At 38.3% G+C, this 26,150-nt stretch carries 23 protein-coding genes and 1 riboswitch; of the genes, 20 read left to right on the forward strand and 3 right to left on the reverse strand.

Translation table 11 applies throughout. The features are described from left to right. Positions 1–8 precede the first annotated feature (8 nt). The 10 genes from pgsA (at position 9) to tsf (ending at position 9,364) form a co-directional block, all read left to right on the forward strand. On the forward strand, positions 9–554 hold the full coding sequence (gene pgsA / locus B7696_RS05465; RefSeq protein ID WP_061589682.1) for a CDP-diacylglycerol--glycerol-3-phosphate 3-phosphatidyltransferase: 546 nt from the start codon (positions 9–11) through the stop codon (positions 552–554). Next, a complete protein-coding gene (locus B7696_RS05470) occupies positions 551–1,378 on the forward strand; it encodes an energy-coupling factor ABC transporter ATP-binding protein (RefSeq protein ID WP_061589681.1) in 828 nt (275 codons plus the stop codon). Before pgsA ends, B7696_RS05470 begins: the two co-directional genes overlap by 4 nt. Next, positions 1,363–2,202 carry an energy-coupling factor transporter ATPase gene (locus B7696_RS05475; RefSeq protein ID WP_084862619.1) on the forward strand — a complete coding sequence of 280 codons (840 nt, stop codon included), beginning with the start codon at positions 1,363–1,365 and terminating at the stop codon, positions 2,200–2,202. The genes B7696_RS05470 and B7696_RS05475 overlap by 16 nt, the downstream gene beginning before the upstream one ends. Beyond that, entirely contained in the window at positions 2,195–2,989 is a 795-nt protein-coding gene (locus B7696_RS05480; RefSeq protein WP_084862621.1) for an energy-coupling factor transporter transmembrane component T family protein, read from the forward strand. Before B7696_RS05475 ends, B7696_RS05480 begins: the two co-directional genes overlap by 8 nt. A 58-nt stretch (positions 2,990–3,047) precedes the next feature. Then, positions 3,048–3,866 carry a rod shape-determining protein MreC gene (mreC, locus tag B7696_RS05485; RefSeq protein ID WP_084862622.1) on the forward strand — a complete coding sequence of 273 codons (819 nt, stop codon included), beginning with the start codon at positions 3,048–3,050 and terminating at the stop codon, positions 3,864–3,866. Further along, on the forward strand, positions 3,866–4,360 hold the full coding sequence (gene mreD, locus B7696_RS05490; RefSeq protein ID WP_084862624.1) for a rod shape-determining protein MreD: 495 nt from the start codon (positions 3,866–3,868) through the stop codon (positions 4,358–4,360). Before mreC ends, mreD begins: the two co-directional genes overlap by 1 nt. 93 nt (positions 4,361–4,453) lie before the next feature. Beyond that, complete coding sequence (pcsB, locus tag B7696_RS05495; RefSeq protein ID WP_004269801.1) at positions 4,454–5,692, forward strand: peptidoglycan hydrolase PcsB; 1,239 nt, start codon at positions 4,454–4,456, stop codon at positions 5,690–5,692. A gap of 206 nt (positions 5,693–5,898) precedes the next feature. Next, positions 5,899–7,110: an aminoacyltransferase gene (locus B7696_RS05500; RefSeq protein WP_061589696.1), complete on the forward strand. Its 1,212-nt coding sequence runs from the start codon at positions 5,899–5,901 to the stop codon at positions 7,108–7,110. 356 nt (positions 7,111–7,466) lie between these two features. Next, a complete protein-coding gene (gene rpsB, locus B7696_RS05505; protein ID WP_007556349.1) occupies positions 7,467–8,246 on the forward strand; it encodes a 30S ribosomal protein S2 in 780 nt (259 codons plus the stop codon). A 77-nt stretch (positions 8,247–8,323) separates the two neighbouring features. Beyond that, positions 8,324–9,364: a translation elongation factor Ts gene (gene tsf / locus B7696_RS05510; RefSeq protein ID WP_049491122.1), complete on the forward strand. Its 1,041-nt coding sequence runs from the start codon at positions 8,324–8,326 to the stop codon at positions 9,362–9,364. A 125-nt stretch (positions 9,365–9,489) separates the two neighbouring features. On the opposite strand, the gene cysK is transcribed toward tsf, so the two are convergent. The 3 genes from cysK to B7696_RS05525 form a co-directional block, all read right to left on the reverse strand. Continuing rightward, positions 9,490–10,416 (reverse strand): cysteine synthase A, encoded by a 927-nt coding sequence (cysK, locus tag B7696_RS05515; protein ID WP_049521100.1) that lies wholly within the window; start codon positions 10,414–10,416, stop codon positions 9,490–9,492. Positions 10,417–10,512: 96 nt separating this feature from the next. Further along, positions 10,513–10,956, reverse strand: a complete 444-nt coding sequence (locus B7696_RS05520; RefSeq protein WP_000863906.1) for a PH domain-containing protein — start codon at positions 10,954–10,956, stop codon at positions 10,513–10,515. A gap of 15 nt (positions 10,957–10,971) precedes the next feature. After that, entirely contained in the window at positions 10,972–11,607 is a 636-nt protein-coding gene (locus tag B7696_RS05525; RefSeq protein ID WP_084862625.1) for a YigZ family protein, read from the reverse strand. 56 nt (positions 11,608–11,663) lie between these two features. On the opposite strand from B7696_RS05525, the gene B7696_RS05530 reads away from it, so the two are divergent. The 10 genes from B7696_RS05530 (at position 11,664) to polA (ending at position 25,924) form a co-directional block, all read left to right on the forward strand. Beyond that, entirely contained in the window at positions 11,664–12,962 is a 1,299-nt protein-coding gene (locus tag B7696_RS05530) for an ATP-dependent helicase ComFA (protein WP_084862627.1), read from the forward strand. Further along, the gene (locus B7696_RS05535; protein ID WP_070842124.1) at positions 12,959–13,621 is read left to right on the forward strand and encodes a ComF family protein; all 663 of its coding nucleotides are present in this window, start codon (positions 12,959–12,961) and stop codon (positions 13,619–13,621) included. The genes B7696_RS05530 and B7696_RS05535 overlap by 4 nt, the downstream gene beginning before the upstream one ends. 79 nt (positions 13,622–13,700) lie before the next feature. After that, positions 13,701–14,249, forward strand: a complete 549-nt coding sequence (gene hpf / locus B7696_RS05540) for a ribosome hibernation-promoting factor, HPF/YfiA family (protein WP_004255322.1) — start codon at positions 13,701–13,703, stop codon at positions 14,247–14,249. Positions 14,250–14,384: 135 nt separating this feature from the next. Then, a complete protein-coding gene (locus tag B7696_RS05545; protein ID WP_049552676.1) occupies positions 14,385–16,358 on the forward strand; it encodes a DHH family phosphoesterase in 1,974 nt (657 codons plus the stop codon). After that, positions 16,355–16,807 (forward strand): 50S ribosomal protein L9, encoded by a 453-nt coding sequence (rplI, locus tag B7696_RS05550; protein WP_000864213.1) that lies wholly within the window; start codon positions 16,355–16,357, stop codon positions 16,805–16,807. The genes B7696_RS05545 and rplI overlap by 4 nt, the downstream gene beginning before the upstream one ends. A gap of 43 nt (positions 16,808–16,850) precedes the next feature. After that, positions 16,851–18,203: a replicative DNA helicase gene (dnaB, locus tag B7696_RS05555; RefSeq protein WP_004263550.1), complete on the forward strand. Its 1,353-nt coding sequence runs from the start codon at positions 16,851–16,853 to the stop codon at positions 18,201–18,203. A gap of 1 nt (position 18,204) precedes the next feature. Then, positions 18,205–18,471 (forward strand): Veg family protein, encoded by a 267-nt coding sequence (locus B7696_RS05560; RefSeq protein WP_001278169.1) that lies wholly within the window; start codon positions 18,205–18,207, stop codon positions 18,469–18,471. A gap of 88 nt (positions 18,472–18,559) precedes the next feature. Then, entirely contained in the window at positions 18,560–19,699 is a 1,140-nt protein-coding gene (locus tag B7696_RS05565; protein WP_049552675.1) for an SH3 domain-containing protein, read from the forward strand. Positions 19,700–20,004: 305 nt separating this feature from the next. Then, complete coding sequence (locus B7696_RS05570) at positions 20,005–23,172, forward strand: SIALI-17 repeat-containing surface protein (protein WP_084862629.1); 3,168 nt, start codon at positions 20,005–20,007, stop codon at positions 23,170–23,172. A gap of 118 nt (positions 23,173–23,290) precedes the next feature. Then, on the forward strand, positions 23,291–25,924 hold the full coding sequence (gene polA / locus B7696_RS05575) for a DNA polymerase I (protein ID WP_084862863.1): 2,634 nt from the start codon (positions 23,291–23,293) through the stop codon (positions 25,922–25,924). Positions 25,925–26,026: 102 nt separating this feature from the next. Beyond that, a riboswitch (TPP riboswitch) is annotated at positions 26,027–26,129 on the forward strand. Positions 26,130–26,150 lie beyond the last annotated feature (21 nt).

The following is a 26,150-nucleotide window of genomic DNA, read 5'->3' on the forward strand; positions in this document are numbered from 1 at the left end:
AAAAAAGAATGAAAAAAGAACAAATTCCCAATCTCTTAACAATAGGTCGAATTCTCTTTATACCTATTTTTATCTTTATTTTAACGATAGGAAATTCGCTAGAAAGTCATATAGTAGCAGCTATTATATTTGCTATTGCCAGTATTACCGACTATTTAGATGGATATTTAGCTCGTAAATGGAGTGTGGTTAGCAACTTTGGGAAGTTTGCGGATCCAATGGCGGATAAGTTACTAGTAATGTCGGCTTTTATTATGCTGATTGAGTTAGGTATGGCTCCAGCTTGGATTGTTGCAGTGATTATTTGTCGTGAGTTGGCTGTGACAGGTTTAAGGCTTTTATTGGTTGAAACTGGTGGAACAGTTTTAGCAGCAGCAATGCCTGGAAAAATTAAAACTTTTAGTCAGATGTTTGCGATTATTTTCTTGCTATTACATTGGACTTTGCTTGGTCAAGTTCTACTTTATGTAGCCTTGTTTTTCACTATCTACTCTGGCTATGATTATTTCAAGGGTAGTGCCTATGTATTTAAAGGGACATTTGGTTCGAAATGAAATCAATAATTGATGTAAAAAATCTTTCTTTTCGCTATAAGGAAAGTCAGGAATACTATGATGTGAAGGATATTACGTTTCACGTGAAACGTGGAGAATGGCTTTCGATTGTAGGGCATAATGGTAGTGGTAAATCAACGACGGTTCGCTTAATTGATGGTTTACTGGAAGCAGAATCTGGAGAGATTGTAATTGATGGTCAACGATTGACTGAGGAAAATGTTTGGAATATACGTCGTCAAATCGGTATGGTTTTTCAAAATCCAGACAATCAATTTGTTGGAGCGACTGTTGAGGATGATGTTGCCTTTGGTTTGGAAAATCAGGGACTTTCTCGTCAAGAAATGAAAAAGAGAGTGGAAGAAGCTCTGGATTTGGTTGGCATGTTGGACTTTAAAAAGAGAGAGCCAGCGCGTCTATCAGGTGGCCAAAAGCAACGTGTGGCTATTGCAGGTGTTGTAGCCCTAAGACCAGCTATTTTAATCCTAGACGAGGCAACGAGTATGTTGGATCCTGAGGGGCGTAGAGAACTGATTGAGACAGTAAAAGAAATTCGAAAAGACTATGATATGACGGTCATTTCCATTACACATGATTTGGAAGAAGTCGCCATGAGTGACCGTGTATTGGTCCTGAAAAAAGGGGAAATTGAATCAACTAGTAGCCCAAGAGAACTTTTCTCTCGAAATGATTTAGATCAAATTGGATTAGACGATCCTTTTTCCAATCAATTAAAACATTCTTTGAGCCAGAATGGCTATGATTTGCCTGAAAATTATTTGACAGAAAGTGAGCTAGAGGATAAACTATGGGAATTGCTCTAGAAAATGTGAGTTTTACGTATCAAGAAGGGACTCCCTTAGCTTCAACAGCTTTGTCGGATGTTTCCTTGACGATTGAAGATGGTTCTTATACGGCTTTAATTGGGCACACAGGTAGCGGCAAATCAACTATTTTACAACTTTTAAATGGTTTATTGGTGCCAAGCCAAGGGAGTGTGCGGGTTTTTGATACCTTAATCACATCGACTTCTAAAAATAAAGACATTCGTCAAATTAGAAAACAGGTTGGCTTGGTATTTCAGTTTGCTGAAAATCAGATCTTTGAAGAAACGGTTTTGAAGGATGTTGCTTTTGGACCGCAAAATTTTGGAGTTTCTGAAGAAGATGCGGAGCAGATTGCGCATGAGAAACTGGCTTTGGTTGGAATTGATGAATCACTTTTTAATCGTAGTCCGTTTGAGCTATCAGGTGGACAAATGAGACGTGTGGCCATTGCAGGCATACTTGCCATGGAACCAGCCATATTAGTCTTAGATGAACCCACAGCAGGCCTAGATCCCCTGGGAAGAAAAGAGCTGATGAATTTGTTCAAAAAACTCCACCAGTCAGGGATGACCATTGTCTTAGTAACACATTTGATGGATGATGTTGCTGAATATGCGAACCAGGTATATGTGATGGAAAAGGGACGTTTAGTTAAGTTTGGTAAACCGAGTGATGTCTTTCAAGATGTTGTTTTTATGGAAGAAGTTCAGTTGGGAGTACCTAAAATTACAGCTTTTTGTAAACGATTGGCTGATAGAGGCGTGTCATTTAAACGATTACCGATTAAGATAGAGGAGTTCAAGGAGTCGCTAAATGGATAGTATGATTTTGGGGCGTTATATCCCAGGGGATTCGATAGTTCACCGATTGGATCCACGTAGCAAATTACTGGCTATGATGCTACTGATTTTGATCGTTTTTTGGGCTAATAATCCCTTGACGAATCTGATTCTTTTTATAGCGACAGGGATCTTTATTGCCTTGTCAGGAGTATCTCTTTCATTTTTTATTCAGGGCTTGAAGTCTATGTTTTTCTTGATTGCCTTCACAACTATTTTTCAACTGTTTTTCATTTCTAATGGGAATGTTTTATTTGAGTTTTCGTTTGTGAGAATCACGGATTATGCTTTGCAACAAGCTGGGATTATTTTTTGTCGCTTCGTATTGATTATTTTCTTTTCAACTTTGTTAACCTTAACTACCATGCCCTTAAGTTTGGCATCAGCTGTCGAAGCTTTATTAGCACCTTTAAAGCGTGTGAAAGTTCCAGTTCATGAAATTGGATTGATGCTATCTATGAGTTTGCGTTTTGTTCCGACCTTAATGGATGATACGACGCGGATTATGAACGCACAGAAAGCGCGTGGAGTGGATTTTGGTGAAGGAAGCATTGTTCAAAAGGTGAAGGCTATGATTCCCATTTTGATTCCTCTTTTTGCGACAAGTTTAAAACGTGCAGATTCCTTGGCTATCGCTATGGAAGCGCGTGGTTATCAGGGGGGAAAATGCAGAAGTCAATACCGACAACTGAAATGGACTAGAAAGGATACGCTGACCATTCTTGTTATTATCGTACTTGGTTGTTGCTTATTTTTCTTAAAATCTTAGTAGCTTTCAGGAATTGATAAAAAATTACTGTAACAGTTTTTGATATGAAGGTAGGGATATGAACCGTTTTAAAAAATCAAAATATGTCATTATTGTTTTTGTCACTGTTTTGCTTGTGTCAGCTCTCTTAGCGACGACTTATTCAAGTACAATTGTGACAAAATTAGGAGATGGAATCTCATTGGTTGATAGAGTTGTTCAAAAACCTTTTCAGTGGTTTGATTCTGTCAAATCAGATTTGGCTCATTTGACACGAACTTATAATGAAAATGAAAGTTTGAAGAAACAGATTTACCAATTAGAAGTTAAATCAAATGAGGCGGAAAGTTTAAAGACGGAAAATGAACAACTGCGTCAATTGCTTGATATGAAGTCCAAATTACAAGCTACAAAGACTTTAGCAGCAGATGTTATTATGCGTTCTCCAGTATCTTGGAAGCAGGAATTGACCCTGGATGCAGGTAAATCAAAAGGGGTTTCTGAAAATATGTTAGCCATTGCAAATGGTGGTTTGATTGGGAGTGTTTCAAAAGTGGAGGACAACTCTACTATGGTCAACCTTCTGACAAATACGGAAAATGCTGATAAGATTTCTGTTAAAATTCAACATGGTTCTACAACAATTTATGGAATTATTGTTGGCTATGACAAGGAAAATGAAGTTCTAAAAATTAGCCAATTAAATAGTAATAGCGATATTAGTGCGGGAGATAAGGTGGCCACTGGTGGATTAGGAAACTTTAACGTTGCTGATATTCCTGTTGGTGAAGTGGTTGCTACAACGCATAGTACAGACTATTTGACAAGAGAAGTAACAGTTAAATTAAGTGCAGATACTCATAATGTGAGTGTGATAGAATTAGTGGGGAATTCATAATGAGACAGTTGAAGCGGGTTGGAGTATTTTTATTGCTTCCTTTCTTTGTTCTAATTGATGCCCATATTAGTCAGCTTCTGGGCTCATTTTTTCCCCACGTGCAGTTGGCTAGTCATTTTCTATTTTTGTTTCTCTTATTTGAGACGATTGAGGTATCAGAGTATCTCTATTTAGCATATTGTTTTGTAGTGGGTTTGGTTTATGACATTTACTTTTTCCACTTGATAGGGATTGCGACTTTGTTGTTCGTCTTGTTGGGGGCATTTCTCCATAAATTTAATAGTGTTATTTTATTGAATCGTTGGACGAGAATGCTGGCAATTATTGTCATGACTTTTCTATTTGAGATGGGAGCTTATATACTTGCAATAGTGGTAGGTTTAACTGTGGATAGTATGTCTTTGTTTATAGTCTATAGTTTAGTACCATCAATGATTTTGAACCTTATATGGATGATTACTTTTCAGTTTATTTTTGAAAAATTTTACCTATAAGAAAGAAATAAAAATGTAACAAAGGCGTAATATTCATTAGGCCTTTTTTTGGTATACTAGTAATGTCTTTAAAAGAAGGAGTATCTACGAAATATGAAGAAAAAAATCTTAGCGTCACTTTTACTAAGTACAGTAATGGTTTCTCAAGCAGCTGTTTTAACAACTGCGCATGCAGAAACTACTGATGACAAAATTGCTGCTCAAGATAATAAAATTAGCAACTTAACAGCACAACAACAAGAAGCCCAAAAACAAGTTGATCAAGTTCAGGAGCAAGTATCTGCTATTCAAACAGAGCAATCAAACTTGCAATCTGAAAATGATAGACTACAAGAAGAATCTAAAAAGCTTGAGGGTGAAATTACAGAACTTTCTAAGAATATTGTATCTCGCAATGATTCATTACAAAAACAAGCTCGTAGTGCTCAAACAAATGGAGCTGCAACAAATTACATTAATACAATTGTAAACTCAAAATCAATTACAGAAGCTATTTCACGTGTTGCTGCAATGAGTGAAATCGTATCTGCAAACAACAAAATGTTGGAACAACAAAAAGCAGATAAAAAAGCTATTTCTGAAAAACAAGTAGCAAATAATGATGCAATTAATACAGTTATTGCAAATCAGCAAAAACTAGCTGATGATGCTCAATCATTAACTACAAAACAAGCTGAGTTGAAAGCTGCAGAATTGAATCTTGCTGCTGAAAAGGCTACTGCAGAGGATGAAAAAGCAAGTTTACTTGAGAAAAAAGCTGCAGCAGAAGCAGAAGCTAAAGCAGCTGCAGAAGCAGAAGCAGCTTATAAAGCTAAACAAGCAAGTCAACAACAAAAAGTCGTTGCTTCTGGGAATACAACTTTTACAGCAGAAGTTCAAGCAGTATCAACTACTTCTTCGTCATCTAGTTCGTCTGAATCATCTTCAAGTAGTGCTTCAGCGGAATCAACAAGCTATACTCCTGCACCAGTGAAACAACATCCGACATACAGTACAAATGCATCAAGCTATCCTGTAGGTCAATGTACATGGGGAGTAAAAACTTTAGCACCATGGGCTGGTGATTACTGGGGTAATGGCGGTCAATGGGCTGCAAGTGCAGCAGCTGCAGGTTTCCGTACAGGTTCTACACCACAAGTTGGCGCGATTGCATGTTGGGATGATGGAGGATACGGTCACGTAGCAGTTGTTACAGCAGTTGAATCATCAACTCGTATTCAAGTTTCTGAGTGTAACTATGATGGAAGTGGAACTCAACCAATCGGAAATTATCGTGGATGGTTTAATCCGACAGCATCAAGAGGTACTGTAAGATACATTTATCCAAACTAATATACTGATTATTACTATACAAAGGGTGAGATCTTATTAATCTCACCCTTTGTATAGTGCTGGAAAAATTAATTTCATTATATAATTACTTGAACTTATTTTCTATTTTTATAATTATTTAATTAAAGTAAAATGAAATGTAGAGATTTAGTACGAGTGTAGCATGTTAATAAAAAATGGTTTCTAAGGGAGTCGGTGTTGAAGTTATGTTTAGGTATAAAATAAATGTTGATGCTAAAGAGTGGGATTTATTTTTAGAAAATCATCCTCAAGGAAATTTATTACAGAGTAGTGATTGGTCCAAGATAAAGGATACTTGGGGGAACGAGAGAGTTGGCTTTTATAAAGATAATCAATTAGTTGGAGTAGCAAATATCTTAATTCAGCCGCTACCATTAGGACTTTCTATGTTTTATATTCCACGAGGTCCAGTAATTGACTATGAAGATAAAGAACTTCTGAAATTTGTTCTTTTAACGTTGAAAAAACTTGCTAAAAAAAGCCATGCAATAATGGTTAAATTTGACCCAAGTTTATTTATCAGTAGAGGTCTTATTGACCAAGAAACTGTCCAAAATTCTATGGCTTTAGCAATTGTCGAAGAACTGAAAAAAAATAAAGTTTATTGGACAGGCTTAACAAAGGATATGGCAGAAAATATACAACCACGTTTTCAAGCTAATATTCATAAAGAAAATTTCTCACTGGATCAACTTTCTAAGTCTACTAGACAGGCCATCCGAACTGCAAGAAATAAAGGATTAGAAGTAAAATTTGGTGGACTTGATTTATTAGATGAATTTTCATTTTTAATGAAGAAAACAGAGTCTCGCAAGAATATCAGTTTACGAGGCAAAGATTATTATCAGAAGTTACTGGATACTTATCCTGATCACTCCTTTATCACACTGAGCTATTTAGATCTACCTAATAGACTGAAAGAAGTTGAGCAACAATTCGAAAAGAATCTAAAAACAGCGCAGAAGTTTACAGATAAAACGAAAGAAGGTAAAATAAAAGAGAATCAGCAAGAGAGAAAACGATTAGAGGAAGAAATTTCTTTTCTTAAGAGTCATATTGAAAGAGGGGACAGTGTTGTCCCATTGTCTGGTACTTTAACTATCGAATTTGGGAAAACTTCTGAGAACTTATATGCTGGAATGAATGAAGAATTTAAACACTATCAACCTGCTATTCCTACATGGTTTGAGACAGCTCAACATTCTTTTGAACGAGGGGCTGAGACTCATAATATGGGTGGAATTGAAAACAATTTAGAGGGTGGGTTAATTAACTTTAAATCCAAGTTTAATCCTACTATCGAGGAATTTGCTGGTGAGTTTAATTATCCAACTAGTTCATTATATTTTTTGTTTAATCTAGCTTATAAAATTCGTAAGAAACTTCGAAGTAGATAAAATAAACTAATGATTTTGCCACTATATTAAATTTTAAAAAATTTAGCTATTAGAGCATCCCAGCAGTATATGTTGGGATGCTTTAAATTTAGAGTTTTTATTAGTAATTTAATGCTAAATTCCCAAACTAATTTCCACTTTGGACTTCCAAGTGGAAGTTACTTTGAGAAGTTGGCAGAAATTATCTACTTTAAAAATCTACTAAAATAGCTTGAAAATATTGAAAAAGTATGGTAGAATGAAACTTGTCGTGTGAACGATAATACTCATTCTTGATGAATTGTGAAACAGTTGCCCTTGGGTCGTTTTGCGAGTTGAAGTCAAGAAGAGGAAAAAAACAAAAAGGAGAAATACTCATGGCAGTAATTTCAATGAAACAACTTCTTGAGGCTGGTGTACACTTTGGTCACCAAACTCGTCGCTGGAACCCTAAGATGGCTAAGTACATCTTTACAGAGCGTAACGGAATCCACGTTATCGACTTGCAACAAACTGTAAAATACGCTGACCAAGCATATGACTTCATGCGTGATGCAGCAGCTAACGATGCAGTTGTATTGTTTGTTGGTACTAAGAAACAAGCAGCTGATGCAGTTGCTGAAGAAGCAGTACGTTCAGGTCAATACTTCATCAACCACCGTTGGTTGGGTGGAACTCTTACAAACTGGGGAACAATCCAAAAACGTATCGCTCGTTTGAAAGAAATCAAACGTATGGAAGAAGATGGAACTTTTGAAGTTCTTCCTAAGAAAGAAGTTGCACTTCTTAACAAACAACGTGCACGTCTTGAAAAATTCTTGGGTGGTATCGAAGATATGCCTCGTATCCCAGATGTGATGTACGTAGTTGACCCACATAAAGAGCAAATCGCTGTTAAAGAAGCTAAAAAATTGGGAATCCCAGTTGTAGCGATGGTTGACACAAATACTGATCCAGATGATATCGATGTAATCATCCCAGCTAACGATGACGCTATCCGCGCTGTTAAATTGATTACAGCTAAATTGGCTGACGCTATCATCGAAGGACGTCAAGGTGAAGATGCAGTAGCAGTTGAAGCAGAGTTTGCAGCTTCAGAAGCTCAAGCAGATTCAATCGAAGAAATCGTTGAAGTTGTAGAAGGCGACAACGCTTAATTTATATAAATAGTATTACCTAGGAGGGCGGGGCTTAGCCCGGCTCTCCTATTTTTAAAAAATATAGGAGAATCAAAATGGCAGAAATTACAGCTAAACTTGTAAAAGAGTTGCGTGAAAAATCTGGTGCCGGTGTTATGGACGCTAAAAAAGCGCTTGTAGAAACAGACGGTGACATCGAAAAAGCGATTGAATTGCTTCGTGAAAAAGGTATGGCTAAGGCAGCTAAGAAAGCTGACCGTGTTGCTGCAGAAGGTTTGACTGGTGTTTATGTTAACGGTAATGTTGCAGCAGTTATTGAAGTAAACGCTGAAACTGACTTCGTTGCGAAAAACGCTCAATTCGTTGAATTGGTAAATACTACAGCTAAAGTTATTGCTGAAGGAAAGCCTGCTAATAATGAAGAAGCACTTGCTTTGACAATGCCTTCAGGTGAAACTCTTGAAGCTGCATACGTATCTGCAACAGCAACTATCGGAGAAAAAATCTCATTCCGTCGCTTTGCATTGATTGAAAAAACAGATGCACAACACTTTGGTGCTTACCAACATAATGGTGGACGTATCGGTGTTATTTCAGTTGTTGAAGGTGGAGACGAAGCACTTGCTAAACAATTGTCAATGCACATCGCAGCGATGAAACCAACAGTTCTTTCTTATAAAGAATTGGATGAGCAATTCGTTAAAGATGAGTTGGCACAATTGAACCACGTTATCGACCAAGACAACGAAAGTCGTGCAATGGTTAACAAACCAGCTCTTCCACACTTGAAGTATGGATCAAAAGCTCAATTGACTGATGAAGTGATTGCTCAAGCTGAAGCTGATATCAAAGCTGAGTTGGCTGAAGAAGGCAAACCAGAAAAAATCTGGGACAAAATCATCCCAGGTAAAATGGACCGCTTCATGCTTGACAACACTAAAGTTGACCAAGCTTACACACTTCTTGCACAAGTATACATCATGGATGACAGCAAGACAGTTGAAGCATATCTTGAATCAGTTAACGCTTCAGTAGTTGAGTTCGCTCGCTTTGAAGTTGGTGAAGGTATCGAAAAAGCTGCAAACGACTTCGAAGCTGAAGTTGCAGCTACAATGGCAGCAGCCTTGAATAACTAATAATAAAAAGGAAGGAAGCTAAATTGCTTCCTTTTTTCTATGCAGTCAATCTTTATAGGGAGATGTTCCTACTTTTAAGGTATAAATAAAAAGCCCTATAATAAGGGCCAAGTGTATTTAGGAGACTACACTTCAAATTCATAGAGTGCTGTAGAGAGATAACGTTCACCGTTATCTGGTGCTAGAGCAAGGACTTTCTTACCTGTACCTAATTTCTTGGCAACTTCAATTGCTCCGTAGATAGCTGCAGCTGAAGAAATCCCTACAAGGAAACCTTCTTTTCCACCAATTTCACGGCCGAGTGCTAGAGCATCGTCTGACGTTACACGAACGATACCATCATAAGCCTTTGTATCCAGTGTATCAGGAATAAATCCAGCTGAGATACCTTGAATTTTGTGTGGTCCAGGTTTTTCACCAGATAGAATAGCAGATTCGTCTGCCTCTACTGCAAAAACTTGAATGTTAGAATTTGCTGATTTGAGTGCATGAGAAACACCAGAAATCGTTCCACCGGTACCCACTCCAGCAACAAAGGCATCTAGTCCATCTTTACCGAAAGCAGCTAGTATTTCAGCTCCTGTTGTTCTTTCGTGTACTTCTGGATTAGCTGGATTGTCAAATTGAAGAGGAAGGAAACCATCACGTTCAGCAGCGATTTCTTGAGCCTTAGCAATAGCACCTTTCATTCCCTCGCTTCCAGGAGTTAGGACGAGTTCAGCGCCATAAGCTTGGATAATCTTACGTCGCTCTACACTCATAGTTTCAGGCATAACGATGACGACTTTATACCCTTTAGCAGCACCTACCCATGAAAGTCCAATACCAGTGTTTCCACTTGTTGCTTCAACAATTGTAGAACCTGGTTTCAGAATACCGTCTTGTTCAGCTTTTTCAATCATGCTAAGAGCAATACGATCTTTTACAGAAGAACCAGGGTTGAATGCTTCAAGCTTTACATAGACGTCAGCAGCCCCTTCTGGCACGATGTTGTTGAGTTTAACAATCGGAGTTTGACCGATTAATTCAGTAATGTTGTTATAAATAGACATATGAATACCTCTTTGTATAAGATATTTCTAGTATAACGCTATCTATACCATTTGTAAAATATAGAAATCCTATCGAAGTGATAGGATTTTTTTATATCAAAGGTCTAAGCCGTTAATTTTCAAGCGATTGTGATAAGCTAATTCTAATAAATAGGTGTAAAGTGGAATGATATCCGTTTTCTTAGGGAATTCAAATTTATGAGCATTAAAATGCTCATTATGTGCTTTTAGAAAGACATTTTCTAAATAAGTAATAGTAATTTCACTATCATCTATACCTGCTCCAGCAGTTTCCATTTCAACGTTAACAATGTTCATCAAAAAGATTGATTTAATAGACATCTTACGACCGGTAGCACCTTGTTTATCTGTAAAGATAATACGTATATTTGTAAATATAATTGAGTCACGAATCAGTTTATATCCACTTTGAATTTCTTCATTTTCTAGTAGATATTGTCCATATTCTTTGATAAGAGTTTCTTTGTTTTGCTCGCTAAAGTTACCAGCGAGTCCTTGAATGAATTTACCAAATGCCATATTTTTCTCCTTTGTTTACACTAAGTTTACAGGAACTTCAACTTCTCGTAAACCTTGATCAGTTAAAGTGACTTTTCCATTAAAAAACTCTACAAGTGCAGCTTTAATATTTTCTTTTTCTTCTTTATCAACATAAATCATTGTATCGACTTGATCTGTAAAGTTTGTCTCAAGTTCCATGAGATCATGTTCCTTAGGGAAGTTACTGTACTCTTGGTACTGAGCGTAAGACATTTGAATAGCAATGCCAGCTTGTTCCTTTATTTCAATGATGCCAATTTCTTTGACAGCTAAGGCAACACTGCCGGCGTAAGCACGAATCAATCCTCCAGCGCCTAGCTTAATGCCTCCAAAGTAGCGTGTCACTACTACACAGACATTAGTAAGATTGTGATTTTCTAGTACCCCAAGCATGGGAACGCCAGCAGTACCACTGGGTTCACCATCATCACTTGTCCGTTTGATTTCACTATGTTCCCCAATAATGAAGGCAGAGCAGTTATGCGTAGCTTTGTAGTGTTCTTTTTTGATGGCAGTAATGAAGTCACGAGCCTCTTCTTCGCTATAAACACGCTTGGCATGACAGATAAAGCGGGATTTTTTGATTTCTTCTAGGACTTGTCCGTCCTCTTTAATTGTTCTAAATTCCATGATTTAATTGTACTAAAAAATCATCTAAAGCGCTAGGTTTTTACGAATAAAGAAGTATGAAAGTAAATCCAAATTATCTCGGTCGGTTGTTTACGGAGAATGAATTAACAGAAGAGGAACGTCAGTTGGCGGAGAAACTTCCAGCAATGAGAAAGGAGAAAGGGAAACTTTTCTGTCAACGTTGTGATAGTGCTATTTTAGATGAATGGTATTTGCCCATCGGTGCTTACTATTGTCGGGAGTGCTTAATTATGAAGCGAATTAGGAGTGATCAAGCTTTATACTATTTCCCACAGGAGGATTTTCCGAAGCAAGATGTTCTTAAATGGCGTGGTCAATTAACTCCTTTTCAAGAGAAGGTGTCAAAGGGATTGATTCAAGCGGTAGATAAGCAGGAACCAACCTTGGTTCACGCTGTAACAGGAGCTGGAAAGACAGAGATGATTTACCAAGTTGTGGCCAAAGTGATTGATGAAGGTGGTGCAGTTTGTTTGGCCAGCCCTAGAATCGATGTGTGTTTGGAGCTGTACAAGCGCCTGCAAAAGGATTTTTCTTGCGAGATAGCCCTCCTACATGGAGAATCAGAACCATATTTTCGAACACCACTAGTTGTTGCAACGACTCATCAGCTGTTAAAATTTTATCATGCTTTTGATTTGCTAATAGTGGATGAAGTAGATGCTTTTCCTTATGTTGACAACCCTACGCTTTACCATGCTGTCAAGAATAGTGTAAAGGAGAATGGCTTGAGAATCTTTTTAACAGCAACTTCTACCGATGAGTTAGATAGGAAGGTTCGCATCGGAGAATTAAAACGATTGAGTTTGCCTAGACGGTTTCATGGAAATCCTTTGATTATTCCTAAACCTGTCTGGTTATCCGATTTTAATCGCTATTTGGATAAGAATCGTTTATCACCAAAGTTAAAGTTTTATATTGAGAAACAGAGAAAGACAGGTTATCCGTTACTCATTTTTGCTGCAGAAATTAAGAAAGGGGAGCAATTAAAAGAAGTCTTACAGAAGGAATTTTCGCATGAGAAAATTGGTTTTGTGTCTTCAGTTACGGAAGATCGATTAGAGCAGGTGCAAGCTTTTCGAGATGGAGAACTGACAATACTTATCAGTACGACAATCTTGGAGCGTGGAGTTACCTTCCCTTGTGTGGATGTTTTTGTAGTAGAAGCCAACCATCGTCTGTTTACCAAATCTAGTTTGATTCAGATTGGTGGACGAGTTGGACGAAGCATGGATAGACCGACAGGAGATTTGCTTTTCTTCCATGACGGGTTAAATGCTTCAATCAAAAAGGCAATTAAGGAAATTCAACAGATGAATAAGGAGGCGGGTCTATGAAGTGTTTATTATGTGGGCAGACTATGAAGGCTGTTTTAACTTTCAGTAGTCTTTTACTTCTGAAGAATGATGCCTCCTGTCTTTGTTTAGATTGTGATTCTACTTTTGATAGGATTGGAGAAGAGAACTGTCCAAACTGTATGAAAACAGGATTGTCAACAAAGTGTCAAGATTGTCAATTTTGGTGTAAAGAAGGAGTTGAAGTCAGTCATAGAGCGATTTTTATTTACAATCAAGCTATGAAGGATTTTTTCAGTCGGTATAAGTTTGATGGAGACTTCCTTTTAAGAAAAGTCTTTGCTTCAGTTTTAAGTGAGGAGTTAAAAAAGTACAAAGAGTATCAATTTGTTGTAATTCCCCTAAGTCCGGAAAGATTGCTCGAGAGGGGATTTAACCAGGTTGAAGGCTTAGTTGAAGCAGCAGGGTTCTCTTTTCAAGACTTACTAGAGAAGAGAGAAGAGCGAGCTAGTTCTTCCAAAAATCGTTCAGAACGCTTGGCAACAGAACTTCCCTTCTTTGTCAAAAGTGGAGTCACTATTCCTAAAAAAATCCTACTTATAGATGATATCTATACTACTGGAACAACTATAAATCGTGTGAAGAAACTGTTGGAAGAAGCTGGTGCTGAGGATGTAAAAACATTTTCCCTTGTAAGATGAGGAAAAAATTTGCAAAAATAAAATGAAAGCGTTATAATGAAATCAGAAAAACAAAAATGTTTAGAAAGAAGGTACTCATATGATTAAGTATAGTATCCGTGGTGAAAACCTAGAAGTAACAGAAGCAATTCGTGATTATGTAGTTTCTAAACTCGAAAAGATCGAAAAGTATTTTCAAGCTGAACAAGAGTTGGATGCTCGAGTTAACTTGAAGGTGTATCGTGAAAAAACGGCTAAAGTGGAGGTGACGATTCCGCTTGGCTCAATTACTCTTCGTGCAGAAGATGTGTCTCAAGATATGTATGGTTCAATTGACCTTGTAACCGATAAAATTGAACGTCAGATTCGTAAAAATAAAACAAAAATCGAGCGTAAAAATAAAAATAAGGTAGCAACTAGTCAATTATTTACAGATGCTTTGGTGGAAGATACAAATGTTGTCCAATCAAGAGTTGTTCGTTCAAAACAAATTGATTTAAAACCAATGGATTTGGAAGAAGCTATTCTACAGATGGATTTGTTGGGACATGATTTCTTTATCTATGTGGATGTTGAAGATCAGACAACCAATGTGATTTATCGTCGTGAAGATGGCGAGATTGGCTTGTTAGAAGTTAAAGAATCTTAATTTCAATATGTGTAAAGGAAGGTTTACTAAATTGTAAACCTCCTTTTTCTTATAATTGATAGAATTACTGATTACACTTTTAAAAAGTCGCTTTTTGGTGGTTATTATGGTATAATGGGTGCCAAGAGGTTTGGAATGAAAAAATTTTATGTAAGTCCTATTTTCCCCTTAATATTAGGAATAGTGGCGTTCGGAGTGCTATCTGTGCAACTTGTTTTTGTAACGAATACACTGGTAACGCTATTTCTTTTGCTACTTATTTTGGGTTCATATATTTTACTATTCATCCATCAGAGAGATTACTACTCAAAGAGTGAAGTAGAACAAATCCAGTATGTAAACCACCAAGCTGAAGATAGTTTGACAACTTTGTTAGAACAGATGCCTGTCGGAGTTATTAAACTAGACTTATCGTCAGGTGAAGTTGAATGGTTCAATCCTTACGCTGAATTGATTTTGACTAATGAAGTGGGGGAGATTGATGTTGCATTAATTCAAACAATTATAAAGGCGTCTGTGGGGAATCCAGGTTCTTATGCCACCTTGGGTGAGACTCGCTATTCGGTTCATATGGACAAGATATCTGGTGTTCTTTACTTCTTTGATGTGTCTGGAGAATACGAAGCGACTGTTGAGTTAGTGACGAGTCGTCCGGTTATTGGAATTGTTTCCGTTGATAACTATGACGATTTAGAAGATGCGACATCGGAGTCTGACATTAGTCATATTAACAGTTTTGTAGCCAATTTTGTTTCAGAATTTGCTGGGAAGCATGCCATGTTCTCCCGTCGAGTAAGTATGGATCGTTTTTATCTGTTTACGGACTACACGGTGCTTGAGGGCTTGATGAATGATAAATTTTCTGTTATTGATGCATTCAGAGAAGAGGCGAAACAGAGACAGCTGCCTTTGACCTTAAGTATGGGATTTTCTTATGGTGATGGAAATCATGATGAGATAGGGAAAGTTGCATTGCTCAACTTGAACTTGGCTGAAGTGCGTGGTGGCGACCAAGTGGTTGTTAAGGAGAATGACGAAACGAAAAATCCCGTTTATTTTGGTGGTGGATCTGCTGCCTCAATCAAACGTACACGGACTCGTACGCGTGCTATGATGACAGCTATTTCAGATAAGATTCGAAGTGTGGATCAGGTTTTTGTAGTTGGTCACAAAAATCTAGATATGGATGCTCTTGGCTCTGCTGTAGGTATGCACTTGTTTGCCAGTAATGTGACTGAAAATAGTTATGCTATTTATGACGAAGAACAAATGTCGCCGGATATTGAACGAGCTGTTTCATTCTTAGAAAAAGAAGGAGTTACAAAGTTGTTGTCTGTTAAGGACGCAATGGGGATGGTGACCAATCGTTCTTTGTTGATTCTTGTAGACCATTCAAAGACAGCTTTAACTTTATCAAAAGATTTTTATGATTTATTTACCCAAACCATCGTCATCGACCACCACAGAAGGGATCAGGATTTTCCAGATAATGCGGTTATTACTTATATCGAAAGTGGTGCAAGTAGTGCCAGTGAGTTGGTAACGGAATTGATTCAGTTCCAGAATTCTAAGAAAAATCGTTTGAGTCGTATGCAAGCAAGTGTTTTAATGGCTGGTATGATGTTGGATACTAAAAATTTCACCTCACGAGTGACTAGTCGGACATTTGATGTTGCTAGCTATCTCAGAACGAGAGGAAGTGATAGTATTGCTATCCAAGAAATTGCTGCGACAGATTTTGAAGAATATCGTGAGGTCAATGAACTGATTTTACAGGGGCGTAAATTAGGTTCAGATGTACTAATAGCAGAGGCTAAGGACTCGAAATGTTATGATACAGTTGTTATTAGTAAGGCAGCAGATGCCATGTTAGCTATGTCAGGTATTGAAGCGAGTTTTGTTCTTGCGAAGAATACACAAGGATTTATCTCTATCTCAGCTCGCAGTCGTAGTAAGCTGAATGTACAACGGATTATGGAAGAGCTGGGAGGTGGAGGCCACTTTAATTTGGCAGCAGCTCAAATTAAAGATGTAACCTTGTCAGAAGCAGGTGAAAAACTGACAGAAATTGTATTAAATGAAATAAAGGAAAAGGAGAAAGAAGAATGAAAGTAATCTTTTTAGCAGATGTTAAAGGAAAAGGTAAAAAAGGCGAAATTAAGGAAGTACCAACAGGGTATGCACAAAACTTTCTTATCAAAAAGAATTTAGCAAAAGAAGCAACTGCTCAAGCTGTAGGTGAACTTCGTGGTAAACAAAAATCAGAAGAGAAAGCTCACGCTGAGATGATTGCAGAAGCAAAAGCAATTAAAGCCCAACTAGAAGCAGAGGAAACTATTGTAGAATTTGTTGAAAAAGTTGGTCCAGATGGTCGTACCTTTGGTTCCATTACCAATAAGAAAATTGCAGAAGAATTGCAAAAGCAATTTGGAATTAAGATTGATAAACGTCATATCCAAGTACAAGCTCCGATTCGAGCAGTTGGTTTGATTGATGTACCAGTGAAAATCTATCAAGATATTACAAGTGTAATCAATCTTCGTGTGAAAGAAGGGTAAATTTACACTTTCTTGACAAGATTGTAAAAGGAAGGGAAGTCTGATGGCAGAAGTAGAAGAGTTACGAGTACAACCTCAAGATATCTTAGCTGAGCAATCCGTTTTAGGGGCTATCTTTATTGACGAGAGTAAGCTTGTTTTTGTGCGAGAATATATTGAATCTCGGGACTTTTTTAAGTATGCCCATCGTTTGATTTTCCAAGCTATGGTCGATTTATCCGATCGTGGCGATGCTATAGATGCAACAACGGTTCGTACCATTCTTGATAATCAAGGTGATTTACAGAATATTGGTGGCCTGTCTTACCTGGTTGAGATTGTCAATTCTGTGCCAACTTCTGCTAATGCGGAGTATTATGCTAAGATTGTTGCAGAGAAGGCCATGCTACGTCGATTAATCTCCAAGTTGACAGAGTCTGTCAATCAAGCTTACGAGGCTTCGCAACCAGCTGATGAAATCATTGCTCAGGCAGAAAAAGGCCTGATTGATGTCAGCGAAAATGCTAATCGAAGTGGATTTAAGAACATTCGAGATGTGTTGAATATCAACTTTGGAAATCTGGAAGCTCGCTCGCAACAAACGACCGATATTACAGGTATTGCGACAGGTTATCGTGATTTGGATCATATGACGACTGGTCTTCATGAGGAGGAGTTGATTATCTTAGCAGCTCGTCCGGCGGTTGGTAAGACAGCCTTTGCCTTGAATATTGCTCAGAATATTGGGACTAAGTTGGACAAAACAGTTGCTATTTTTTCACTCGAAATGGGTGCGGAAAGTCTAGTGGACCGTATGTTGGCGGCAGAAGGTTTGGTGGAATCGCATTCTATCCGTACGGGTCAATTGACTGATGAGGAGTGGCAAAAATATACCATTGCTCAAGGGAATCTAGCTAATGCAAGTATCTATATCGATGATACGCCAGGGATTCGGATTACAGAGATTCGTTCTCGTTCTCGTAAACTGGCTCAAGAAACTGGAAATCTTGGTTTGATTTTAATAGACTATTTGCAGCTTATCACGGGAACTGGTCGGGAAAATCGTCAACAAGAGGTTTCAGAAATTTCACGTCAGTTGAAAATTTTAGCTAAGGAACTGAAGGTTCCAGTAATCGCTCTAAGTCAGCTTTCTCGTGGTGTAGAACAACGTCAGGATAAGAGACCGGTCTTGTCTGATATTCGTGAATCTGGGTCTATTGAGCAGGACGCTGATATCGTAGCCTTTCTTTATCGCGACGATTACTATGAGCGTGGTGGTGAAGAAGAGGAAGGCATACCGAATAATAAGGTAGAAGTTATTATCGAGAAAAACCGTAGTGGAGCTCGTGGAACGGTGGAATTAATTTTCCAAAAAGAATACAATAAATTTTCAAGTATCTCAAAGAGGGAGGCATAAGATGTCAGATGCATTTACAGATGTAGCCAAGATGAAAAAAATCAAAGAAGAAATCAAGGCACATGAGGGACAAGTCGTAGAAATGACTTTGGAGAATGGTCGTAAGCGCCAAAAAAATAGATTGGGTAAGCTAATTGAGGTTTATCCATCCCTATTTATCGTTGAATTTGGGAACGTTGAAGGAGATAAACAAGCTAATGTTTACGTTGAATCCTTTACTTACTCAGATATCCTTACAGAAAAGAATTTGATTCATTATCTTGACTAAAGTGAGAAATTTTCTCACTTTTTCTTTTTTCTCCGAATAGTTTAAGTGAAGGGAATCTTCGATTTATATTATTTTTCAAGGAGGAAGAATGAAAATTTCACCATTTAAAGTAGCAGAGACAAGGTTTTCTATTAGAAAGTCAGTTAAAAAGGTTGTTCCTTTTTTAGTAGTAGGGCTGATGTTGTCGGCTGGAGAAAGTGTTCATGCAAACAGTTCTTATGCTCGTGGAGATGATTATCCTGCTTATTATAAAAATGGGAGTCAGAGTATTGATAAGTGGAGGATGTATTCTCGTCAGTGTACTTCATTTGCTGCTTTTCGCTTGAGTGGAGTAAATGGTTTTGAGCTTCCAGGAGCTTATGGTAATGCTGGTGAATGGGGTTATCGTGCTCGTCGTGAAGGTTATCGTGTCGATAATACACCAGCTATCGGATCTATTGCTTGGTCTACTGCAGGAGGTTATGGCCATGTTGCTTGGGTTTCAAATGTGATGGGAGATAATATAGAAATTGAGGAATATAACTATGATTATAAAGGTAATTATAATAAACGAATTGTAAAAGCAAACAAGATGACCGGTTTTATTCATTTTAAAGATTTATCAAGCAATTCTAAAGAAGTCCCAAGCAGTTCAAAAGATTCGACAAGCAATCATGTTGTGACCAGTCAATCGTCATCTTTGATGAAAGGAACTCATTATTTTAAGGTGGAGACTCCTATTAAAGATCAACCATTATTGAATGCAACTCCACTTGCATATTATTCTCCAGGTGAGAGTGTTCATTATGATCAGGTGATAGAAAAGGATGGTTACAAGTGGTTGAGTTATATTTCTTATAGCGGGAGTCGACGTTATATTCAGTTGGAGGGAGTGACTTCGTCACAAAATCAATCAGTAAATAAATCTAATCATGGTTCAAATAATGGATTGACTGTGGGTTGGAAGAAAATAAATGGTAGTTGGTATTATTTCAAATCAGATGGTTCTAAGTCGACGGGATGGCTGAAAGATGGTTCTACCTGGTATTATTTGAAATCATCTGGTGAAATGCAGACAGGCTGGTTACAGGAGAAAGGATTTTGGTATTATCTAGATGATTCAGGGGCAATGAAAACGGGCTGGTATCAAGTCTCTGGTAAGTGGTATTATTCTTACTCTTCAGGTGAGCTAGCTGTTAATACAATAGTAGACGGTTATACTGTAAATCATAATGGTGAGTGGATTTAATTTTAAGTAATTGAATCTGAACAGGAGAGAAATCTCCTGTTTTTTTGTTTAAACTAGAGTTTTTATGAAGAGTTAAGATATCTGAATTGGATTCGAAACTATAATTTGCTATAGAAAATGAAAGTGATGAAAAGAAAGAAAAAAAGAAAGCTAGTAAAACATGCGTTACTTTCTTGAAGTTTTTTATAGCCTCAAAATACATTATATTAATAATAAAGTATATATAATATAATATATTTCTTGATTTCACTCAAAAAAAGGTTTATAATGTACATAAATATGATTCTCAAAAAGAGGTACACAAGATGAACAAAAAGAAAATGATTTTAACCAGTTTGGCTAGTGTAGCTGTTTTAGGTGCTACATTTGTTGCATCTCAACCGTCAGTTGTGAAAGCTGATGACAAACCTACAGCTGCTCAACCTACTGGAGAAACTAAGCCTACACTTACGGCTGAAACTCCAAAAACTGAGGTAGAAAAAGCAAAAGAAACTGAAAAAGAAGCTAATGCTAAAGTTGATGCAGCGCAAGAAAAAGTAGATACAACAACTACTACAGCAACTGATGCAGCTGCAAAACTTGAAACAGAGAAAAAAGAAGCTGCTGACGCTGAAACTGCAAAAGTCGAAGCTGAAAAAGCTAAAAAGACTGCTGATGACGAATTAGCTAATGCTAAATCTAAAGCAGCTGAAGCTGACGCTAAAGCAAAAGAAGAGGCCGCAAAAGAAGAAGCAGCCGCAAAAGAAGAAGCTGAAGCTAAAGAAGGTCTAACTGAAGCTTTGAAACAAATGCCTGATAACGAATTGCTTGATAAAAAAGCAAAAGAAGAATTATTAAAGGCTGTTGAGTCTGGTGAATTAAGTGCCTCTGATATTCTTGCTGAGTTAGCAGATGATGCTGAAAAAGCACAAGATACTAATCCAACAATTAAAACAGAAACTCCTGTATCTAAGGACAAGCTTCCTGAAGAGGTTCAAGCGGGAATTGATGAAGGTGAAGCAGCGGATGCTGCTCGTCCTGCATCAGAAAAATTGCAAGACAAAGCTGATGATTTAACTGAAACAATTGAAAACTTAACGGATGATGCTGAGAAATTAAAAGCTGATGCTGAAAAGAAAGCTGAAACACTAAAAAAACAGGAAGATACTTTAAAAGAAGCAAAAGAAGCTCTTAAATCCGCTAAAGATAACGGATTTGCTGAAGATATCACAGCACCATTAGAAAAAGCTGTAACTGCGATTGAAAAAGAACGTGATACTGCCAAATCTGAATTTGACGAAGCTGCTGAGAAAGTTCAAGATGCTACAGCTGAAATTCAAGATTTAACTGAAAAACGTGATAATCTTCTTGAAGAAGTAAAAAAAGCAGAAGCAAAAGAAGCTGCAGAACCAGCTAAACCAGCAGAAGAAACTCCAGAGGAAGAAGCTGAACCAACCGAAGCTGAAAAAGCTGCTAAAGCTAAAGCAGAAGCTGATGCTAAAGTTGCTGAATTAGAGAAGAAAGTTGCTGAAGAAGCTAAAAAAGTAGAAGAAGCTACAGCTAAAGCTAAAAAAGAAGCTGTTGATGTAACTGCTGCTGAGACTGCAAAAGCAGAAGCAGACAAAGCTAAAGCTGATGCAGAAGCTGAATTAGCTAAGGCTAAAGAAGAAGCAGCTAAAGCAAAAGCTAAAGTTGAAGAAGAAGTTAAAAAAGAAGAAGACGCTAAAAAAGAAGAAGCAGATAACTTAGAAGCTTTGAAAGGTGCTTTAGAGCAACTTGAAAAAAAAGCTGAAGATAAAGTCAACAAGGATGCTAGCATCAAGCCAGAAGATAAAGCGAAAGCTATCGAAGAAGCAAAAGCTGAAATCGGTAAAGAAGCTTTATTAAAAGCGATTGAAGATGGAGTTCTTACAGCTACTCAAGCTATAGATGAATTCCTCAACGATGCTAACACAAAAGATAAAGCTCCTGAAGCTTATAAAACTAAAGAATTAACTGCTGACGAAACTAAAAAAATTGAAGAAGCAGCTAAAAAAGAAGCTTCTAAACCAATTGTCAAAAAACTTACAGACATTGCTGATGATTTAGCTGAAAAAATTGAAAAATTAACTAAAGAAGCTGAGGAAGATAAGGCTGACGCTGCTGAAAAAGCTAAGGTAGTAGAAGAGAAAAATGCTACATTAGAGAAACAAAACGAAACTTTAGAAAAAGCTAAAACTGCTCTTGAAACTGCTAAGAAATACAATGCGGATCAAGCTATCCAAGATGGATTGCAAGATGCTGTAACTAAACTAGAAGTTTCAGTTGCTTCTGCTAAAGCAGCAGCTGAAGAAGCTAAGGCCAATTTCGACGAAGTGAACGAAGCAGTTCAAGAGGATGACGATGCAATTGCCAAACTAACTGAGAATTACAACACAACTTTAGGTTATATCGAAAACTTAAAAGAAGTTCCTAAGGGTGAAGAACCGAAAGACTTCAGTGGTGGTGTAAATCCTAGTGATGCACCTTCTGATGATGCTAAACAACCTGACGAAGTGCCAACTGCTCCTAACGCTCCAGGATTTAGTGGTGGTGTGAATCCTGGTGCCTCTCCTTCTGGAGATAATGGATCTGATTTCAATGGTGGGGTAAATGATGCAACACCTCCTACTGTAGCCGATGCTCCAGAATATAGTGGAGGAGTTAATGCGGCTGATGCTCCTGTAGCTGAGGTAGCTCCAGAATTCACAGGAATTCTTGCAACCAATACACCTGTGAATGAAAATGGAGAAGCATTATTGCCTCCTGTAGCTGAGGTAGCTCCAGAATTCACAGGAATTCTTGCAACCAATACACCTGTGAATGAAAATGGAGAAGCATTATTGCCTCCTGTAGCTGAGGTAGCTCCAGAATTCACAGGAACTCTTGCAACTAATACACCTGTTAATGAAAACGGAGAAGCATTATTACCTCCTGTAGCTGAGGTAGCTCCAGAATTCAACAGTGGAGTTAATAGTTTAGAAGCAGCTGTTAATGAAGTTCCAGAATATAAAGGTGGTGCTAATTTTGTCTTAGCAGCTGTTAATGAAGTTCCAGAATATAAAGGTGGTGCTAATTTTGTCTTAGCAGCTGTTAACGAAGCTCCAGAATATACAGGGCCTTTATCTACAAATGGTGAAGACGCTACAGTGAATAATGTTCCTGCATACGGAGAAACAGGCGCACCAGCAATTAACGAAGTTCCAGCGTATGCAGAAACAGGCGCACCAGCAATTAACGAAGTTCCAGCATATGCAGAAACAGGCGCACCAGCAATTAATGAAGTTCCAGAATATACTCTTACAACAGCAGGTACTAACAAGGATAATACTTATCAAGCACCAGCACCAGCAGCAAAAGCAGAAGATAAAAAAGAACTTCCAAATACTGGTGGTAAAGATAATGTTGCAGTTGCATCATTGGGATTCCTTGGATTGTTCCTTGGTGCTATTCCATTTGTGAAACGTAAAAACTAATTCATTTCGTAGTTTGCAAGAGAAGGAATAACTTCCTTCTCTTTTGTATATTATCTTAGTTTCTCTCAGGGAATTCTTCCCAATGGTATTTTTTGGTACTTTCCTTTATAATGGGTGTATGGATAAGAAAAAATTATTATTGATTGATGGGTCTTCTGTTGCTTTTCGGGCGTTTTTTGCGCTCTATCAGCAGTTAGACCGTTTTAAGAACGCGGCTGGTTTGCATACCAATGCGATTTATGGCTTTCAGTTGATGTTGAGCCATTTGTTAGAGAGGATTGAGCCTAGTCATATTTTAGTGGCTTTTGATGCAGGAAAGACGACTTTCCGTACAGAGATGTATGCGGACTATAAGGGTGATCGGGCTAAGACCCCTGATGAGTTTCGTGAGCAATTTCCCTTCATTCGTGAGTTGCTGGATCATATGGGGATTCGTCACTATGAGTTAGCTCAGTATGAGGCGGATGACATTATTGGGACACTGGATAAGTTAGCTGAGCAAGATGGTTTTGATATTACCATTGTCAGTGGGGACAAGGATTTGATTCAACTGACGGATGAGCATACGGTGGTTGAGATTTCCAAGAAAGGTGTGGCTGAGTTTGAGGCCTTTACGCCAGAATATCTTATGGAAAAGATGGGCATTACACCGGCTCAGTTTATCGATCTCAAGGCGCTCATGGGTGATAAGTCGGATAATATCCCTGGGGTGACTAAAATCGGTGAAAAGACTGGTATCAAGCTCTTGCTGGAGCATGGTTCGCTTGAGGGTATTTATGAAAATATCGATGGGATGAAGGCTTCTAAGATGAAGGAAAATCTCATCAATGATAAGGAACAGGCCTTTTTGTCGAAAACACTGGCGACCATTGATACCAAGGCACCGATTGAGATTAGTTTGGAGGATTTGGTCTATAGTGGTCCAGATGTGGAAAATCTTGGGAAATTCTACGATGAGATGGGTTTTAAACAGCTCAAGCAGGCTTTAAATGTGTCGTCAGCTGATGTGGCTGAGAGCTTGGACTTTACTATTGTTGACCAAGTCAGTCAAGATATGCTGAGTGAAGAGTCTATCTTCCATTTTGAGCTTTTTGGGGAGAATTACCATACGGACGATTTGGTTGGTTTTGCCTGGTCTTGTGGGAATAAGCTCTATGCCACAGATAAACTTGAGCTTTTGCAAGAGCCGATTTTCAAGGACTTTTTAGAAAAAACACCTCTGAGAGTTTATGACTTTAAGAAGGCCAAAGTCCTCTTGCATCGTTTTGATGTGAATTTGCAGGCGCCTGCTTTTGACAGTCGCTTGGCTAAATACCTCCTTTCGACTGTTGAGGACAATGAAATTGCGACCATTGCGAGTCTTTACGGTCAGACTTACTTGGTTGATGATGAGACTTTCTATGGTAAGGGAGTCAAGAAGGCCATTCCTGAACGTGAGAAATTCTTGGAGCATTTAGCTCGTAAACTTGCTGTTTTGGTCGAAACAGAGCCTATTTTACTTGAAAAACTCAGTGAAAATGGGCAATTAGAGCTTCTTTATGATATGGAGCAACCTCTGGCCTTTGTCCTTGCTAAGATGGAAATTGCTGGGATTACGGTCAAGAAAGAGACCTTGCTTGAGATGCAGGCTGAAAATGAGCTTGTCATTGAAAAACTGACTCAGGAGATTTACGAACTGGCTGGTGAGGAGTTTAATATCAACTCGCCTAAGCAGTTAGGAGTGCTTCTCTTTGAAAAATTGGGGCTACCTCTAGAATACACTAAGAAAACCAAGACTGGATACTCGACAGCGGTGGATGTCTTGGAGCGCCTGGCTCCTATTGCTCCGATTGTTAAGAAAATCCTGGATTACCGTCAAATTGCTAAGATTCAATCCACTTATGTAATTGGCTTGCAGGACTGGATTTTGGCTGATGGCAAGATTCATACTCGCTATGTGCAGGATTTGACCCAGACAGGGCGTCTGTCTAGTGTGGATCCAAACTTGCAAAATATTCCTGTACGATTGGAACAAGGCCGTCTTATTCGGAAGGCTTTTGTGCCAGAGTGGGAGGATAGTGTCCTTCTCAGCTCGGACTATTCACAGATTGAATTGCGCGTTTTGGCGCATATTTCTAATGATGAGCACTTGATTAAGGCTTTCCAAGAGGGGGCAGATATCCATACTTCGACAGCCATGCGTGTCTTTGGTATTGAGCGTCCTGAGGATGTGACTGCAAACGACCGTCGTAATGCCAAGGCTGTCAACTTTGGAGTGGTTTACGGGATTTCAGACTTTGGTTTGTCGAATAATTTGGGCATTAGCCGTAAGGAAGCCAAAGCCTACATTGATACCTACTTTGAACGCTTCCCAGGTATTAAAAACTACATGGATGAAGTGGTGCGTGAGGCGCGTGATAAGGGCTATGTGGAGACCCTCTTCAAGCGTCGTCGTGAGTTGCCAGATATCAATTCGCGCAACTTCAATATTCGTGGTTTTGCAGAGCGGACAGCTATCAACTCTCCTATCCAGGGTTCGGCGGCAGATATTCTCAAGATTGCCATGATTCAGCTAGATAAAGCCTTGGTTGCAGGTGGTTATCAGACTAAGATGCTGTTGCAAGTGCACGATGAAATCGTCCTTGAAGTGCCTAAATCGGAACTAGCAGAGATGAAAAAATTGGTCAAACAAACTATGGAAGAAGCCATTCAACTCAGTGTTCCCCTCATCGCAGATGAAAATGAAGGGGCAACATGGTACGAGGCTAAATAAAAAAGCTATATAGAGTTTGAAGCATTTGTTTTCAAACTCTTTTTCATGTTTTTCTGTAAGCAGTTTCCTTGACATTTTTTTTGTTTTGCGCTATCATATGTCCATATAATATATGGGAGTCTGTGTACAGTCTGAGAGGAAGTGTTAAACTTCGACCGCACCTGATCTGGGTAATGCCAGCGTAGGGAACGATACTTAGTCTAATCTTGACCTTTTCCATATATGG

It is taken from the genome of Streptococcus mitis, from assembly GCF_002096815.1.
Taxonomy (GTDB): Bacteria; Bacillota; Bacilli; order Lactobacillales; family Streptococcaceae; genus Streptococcus; species Streptococcus mitis_AD.

Bases quoted from the DNA above. Each gene is read 5' to 3' on its own strand.
- pgsA (WP_061589682.1), top strand. From the start codon at position 9: ATGAAAAAAGAACAAATTCCCAATCTCTTAACAATAGGTCGAATTCTC.
- B7696_RS05470 (WP_061589681.1), top strand. From the start codon at position 551: ATGAAATCAATAATTGATGTAAAAAATCTTTCTTTTCGCTATAAGGAA.
- B7696_RS05475 (WP_084862619.1), top strand. From the start codon at position 1,363: ATGGGAATTGCTCTAGAAAATGTGAGTTTTACGTATCAAGAAGGGACT.
- B7696_RS05480 (WP_084862621.1), top strand. From the start codon at position 2,195: ATGGATAGTATGATTTTGGGGCGTTATATCCCAGGGGATTCGATAGTT.
- mreC (WP_084862622.1), top strand. From the start codon at position 3,048: ATGAACCGTTTTAAAAAATCAAAATATGTCATTATTGTTTTTGTCACT.
- mreD (WP_084862624.1), top strand. From the start codon at position 3,866: ATGAGACAGTTGAAGCGGGTTGGAGTATTTTTATTGCTTCCTTTCTTT.
- pcsB (WP_004269801.1), top strand. From the start codon at position 4,454: ATGAAGAAAAAAATCTTAGCGTCACTTTTACTAAGTACAGTAATGGTT.
- B7696_RS05500 (WP_061589696.1), top strand. From the start codon at position 5,899: ATGTTTAGGTATAAAATAAATGTTGATGCTAAAGAGTGGGATTTATTT.
- rpsB (WP_007556349.1), top strand. From the start codon at position 7,467: ATGGCAGTAATTTCAATGAAACAACTTCTTGAGGCTGGTGTACACTTT.
- tsf (WP_049491122.1), top strand. From the start codon at position 8,324: ATGGCAGAAATTACAGCTAAACTTGTAAAAGAGTTGCGTGAAAAATCT.
- cysK (WP_049521100.1), bottom strand. From the start codon at position 10,416: ATGTCTATTTATAACAACATTACTGAATTAATCGGTCAAACTCCGATT.
- B7696_RS05520 (WP_000863906.1), bottom strand. From the start codon at position 10,956: ATGGCATTTGGTAAATTCATTCAAGGACTCGCTGGTAACTTTAGCGAG.
- B7696_RS05525 (WP_084862625.1), bottom strand. From the start codon at position 11,607: ATGGAATTTAGAACAATTAAAGAGGACGGACAAGTCCTAGAAGAAATC.
- B7696_RS05530 (WP_084862627.1), top strand. From the start codon at position 11,664: ATGAAAGTAAATCCAAATTATCTCGGTCGGTTGTTTACGGAGAATGAA.
- B7696_RS05535 (WP_070842124.1), top strand. From the start codon at position 12,959: ATGAAGTGTTTATTATGTGGGCAGACTATGAAGGCTGTTTTAACTTTC.
- hpf (WP_004255322.1), top strand. From the start codon at position 13,701: ATGATTAAGTATAGTATCCGTGGTGAAAACCTAGAAGTAACAGAAGCA.
- B7696_RS05545 (WP_049552676.1), top strand. From the start codon at position 14,385: ATGAAAAAATTTTATGTAAGTCCTATTTTCCCCTTAATATTAGGAATA.
- rplI (WP_000864213.1), top strand. From the start codon at position 16,355: ATGAAAGTAATCTTTTTAGCAGATGTTAAAGGAAAAGGTAAAAAAGGC.
- dnaB (WP_004263550.1), top strand. From the start codon at position 16,851: ATGGCAGAAGTAGAAGAGTTACGAGTACAACCTCAAGATATCTTAGCT.
- B7696_RS05560 (WP_001278169.1), top strand. From the start codon at position 18,205: ATGTCAGATGCATTTACAGATGTAGCCAAGATGAAAAAAATCAAAGAA.
- B7696_RS05565 (WP_049552675.1), top strand. From the start codon at position 18,560: ATGAAAATTTCACCATTTAAAGTAGCAGAGACAAGGTTTTCTATTAGA.
- B7696_RS05570 (WP_084862629.1), top strand. From the start codon at position 20,005: ATGAACAAAAAGAAAATGATTTTAACCAGTTTGGCTAGTGTAGCTGTT.
- polA (WP_084862863.1), top strand. From the start codon at position 23,291: ATGGATAAGAAAAAATTATTATTGATTGATGGGTCTTCTGTTGCTTTT.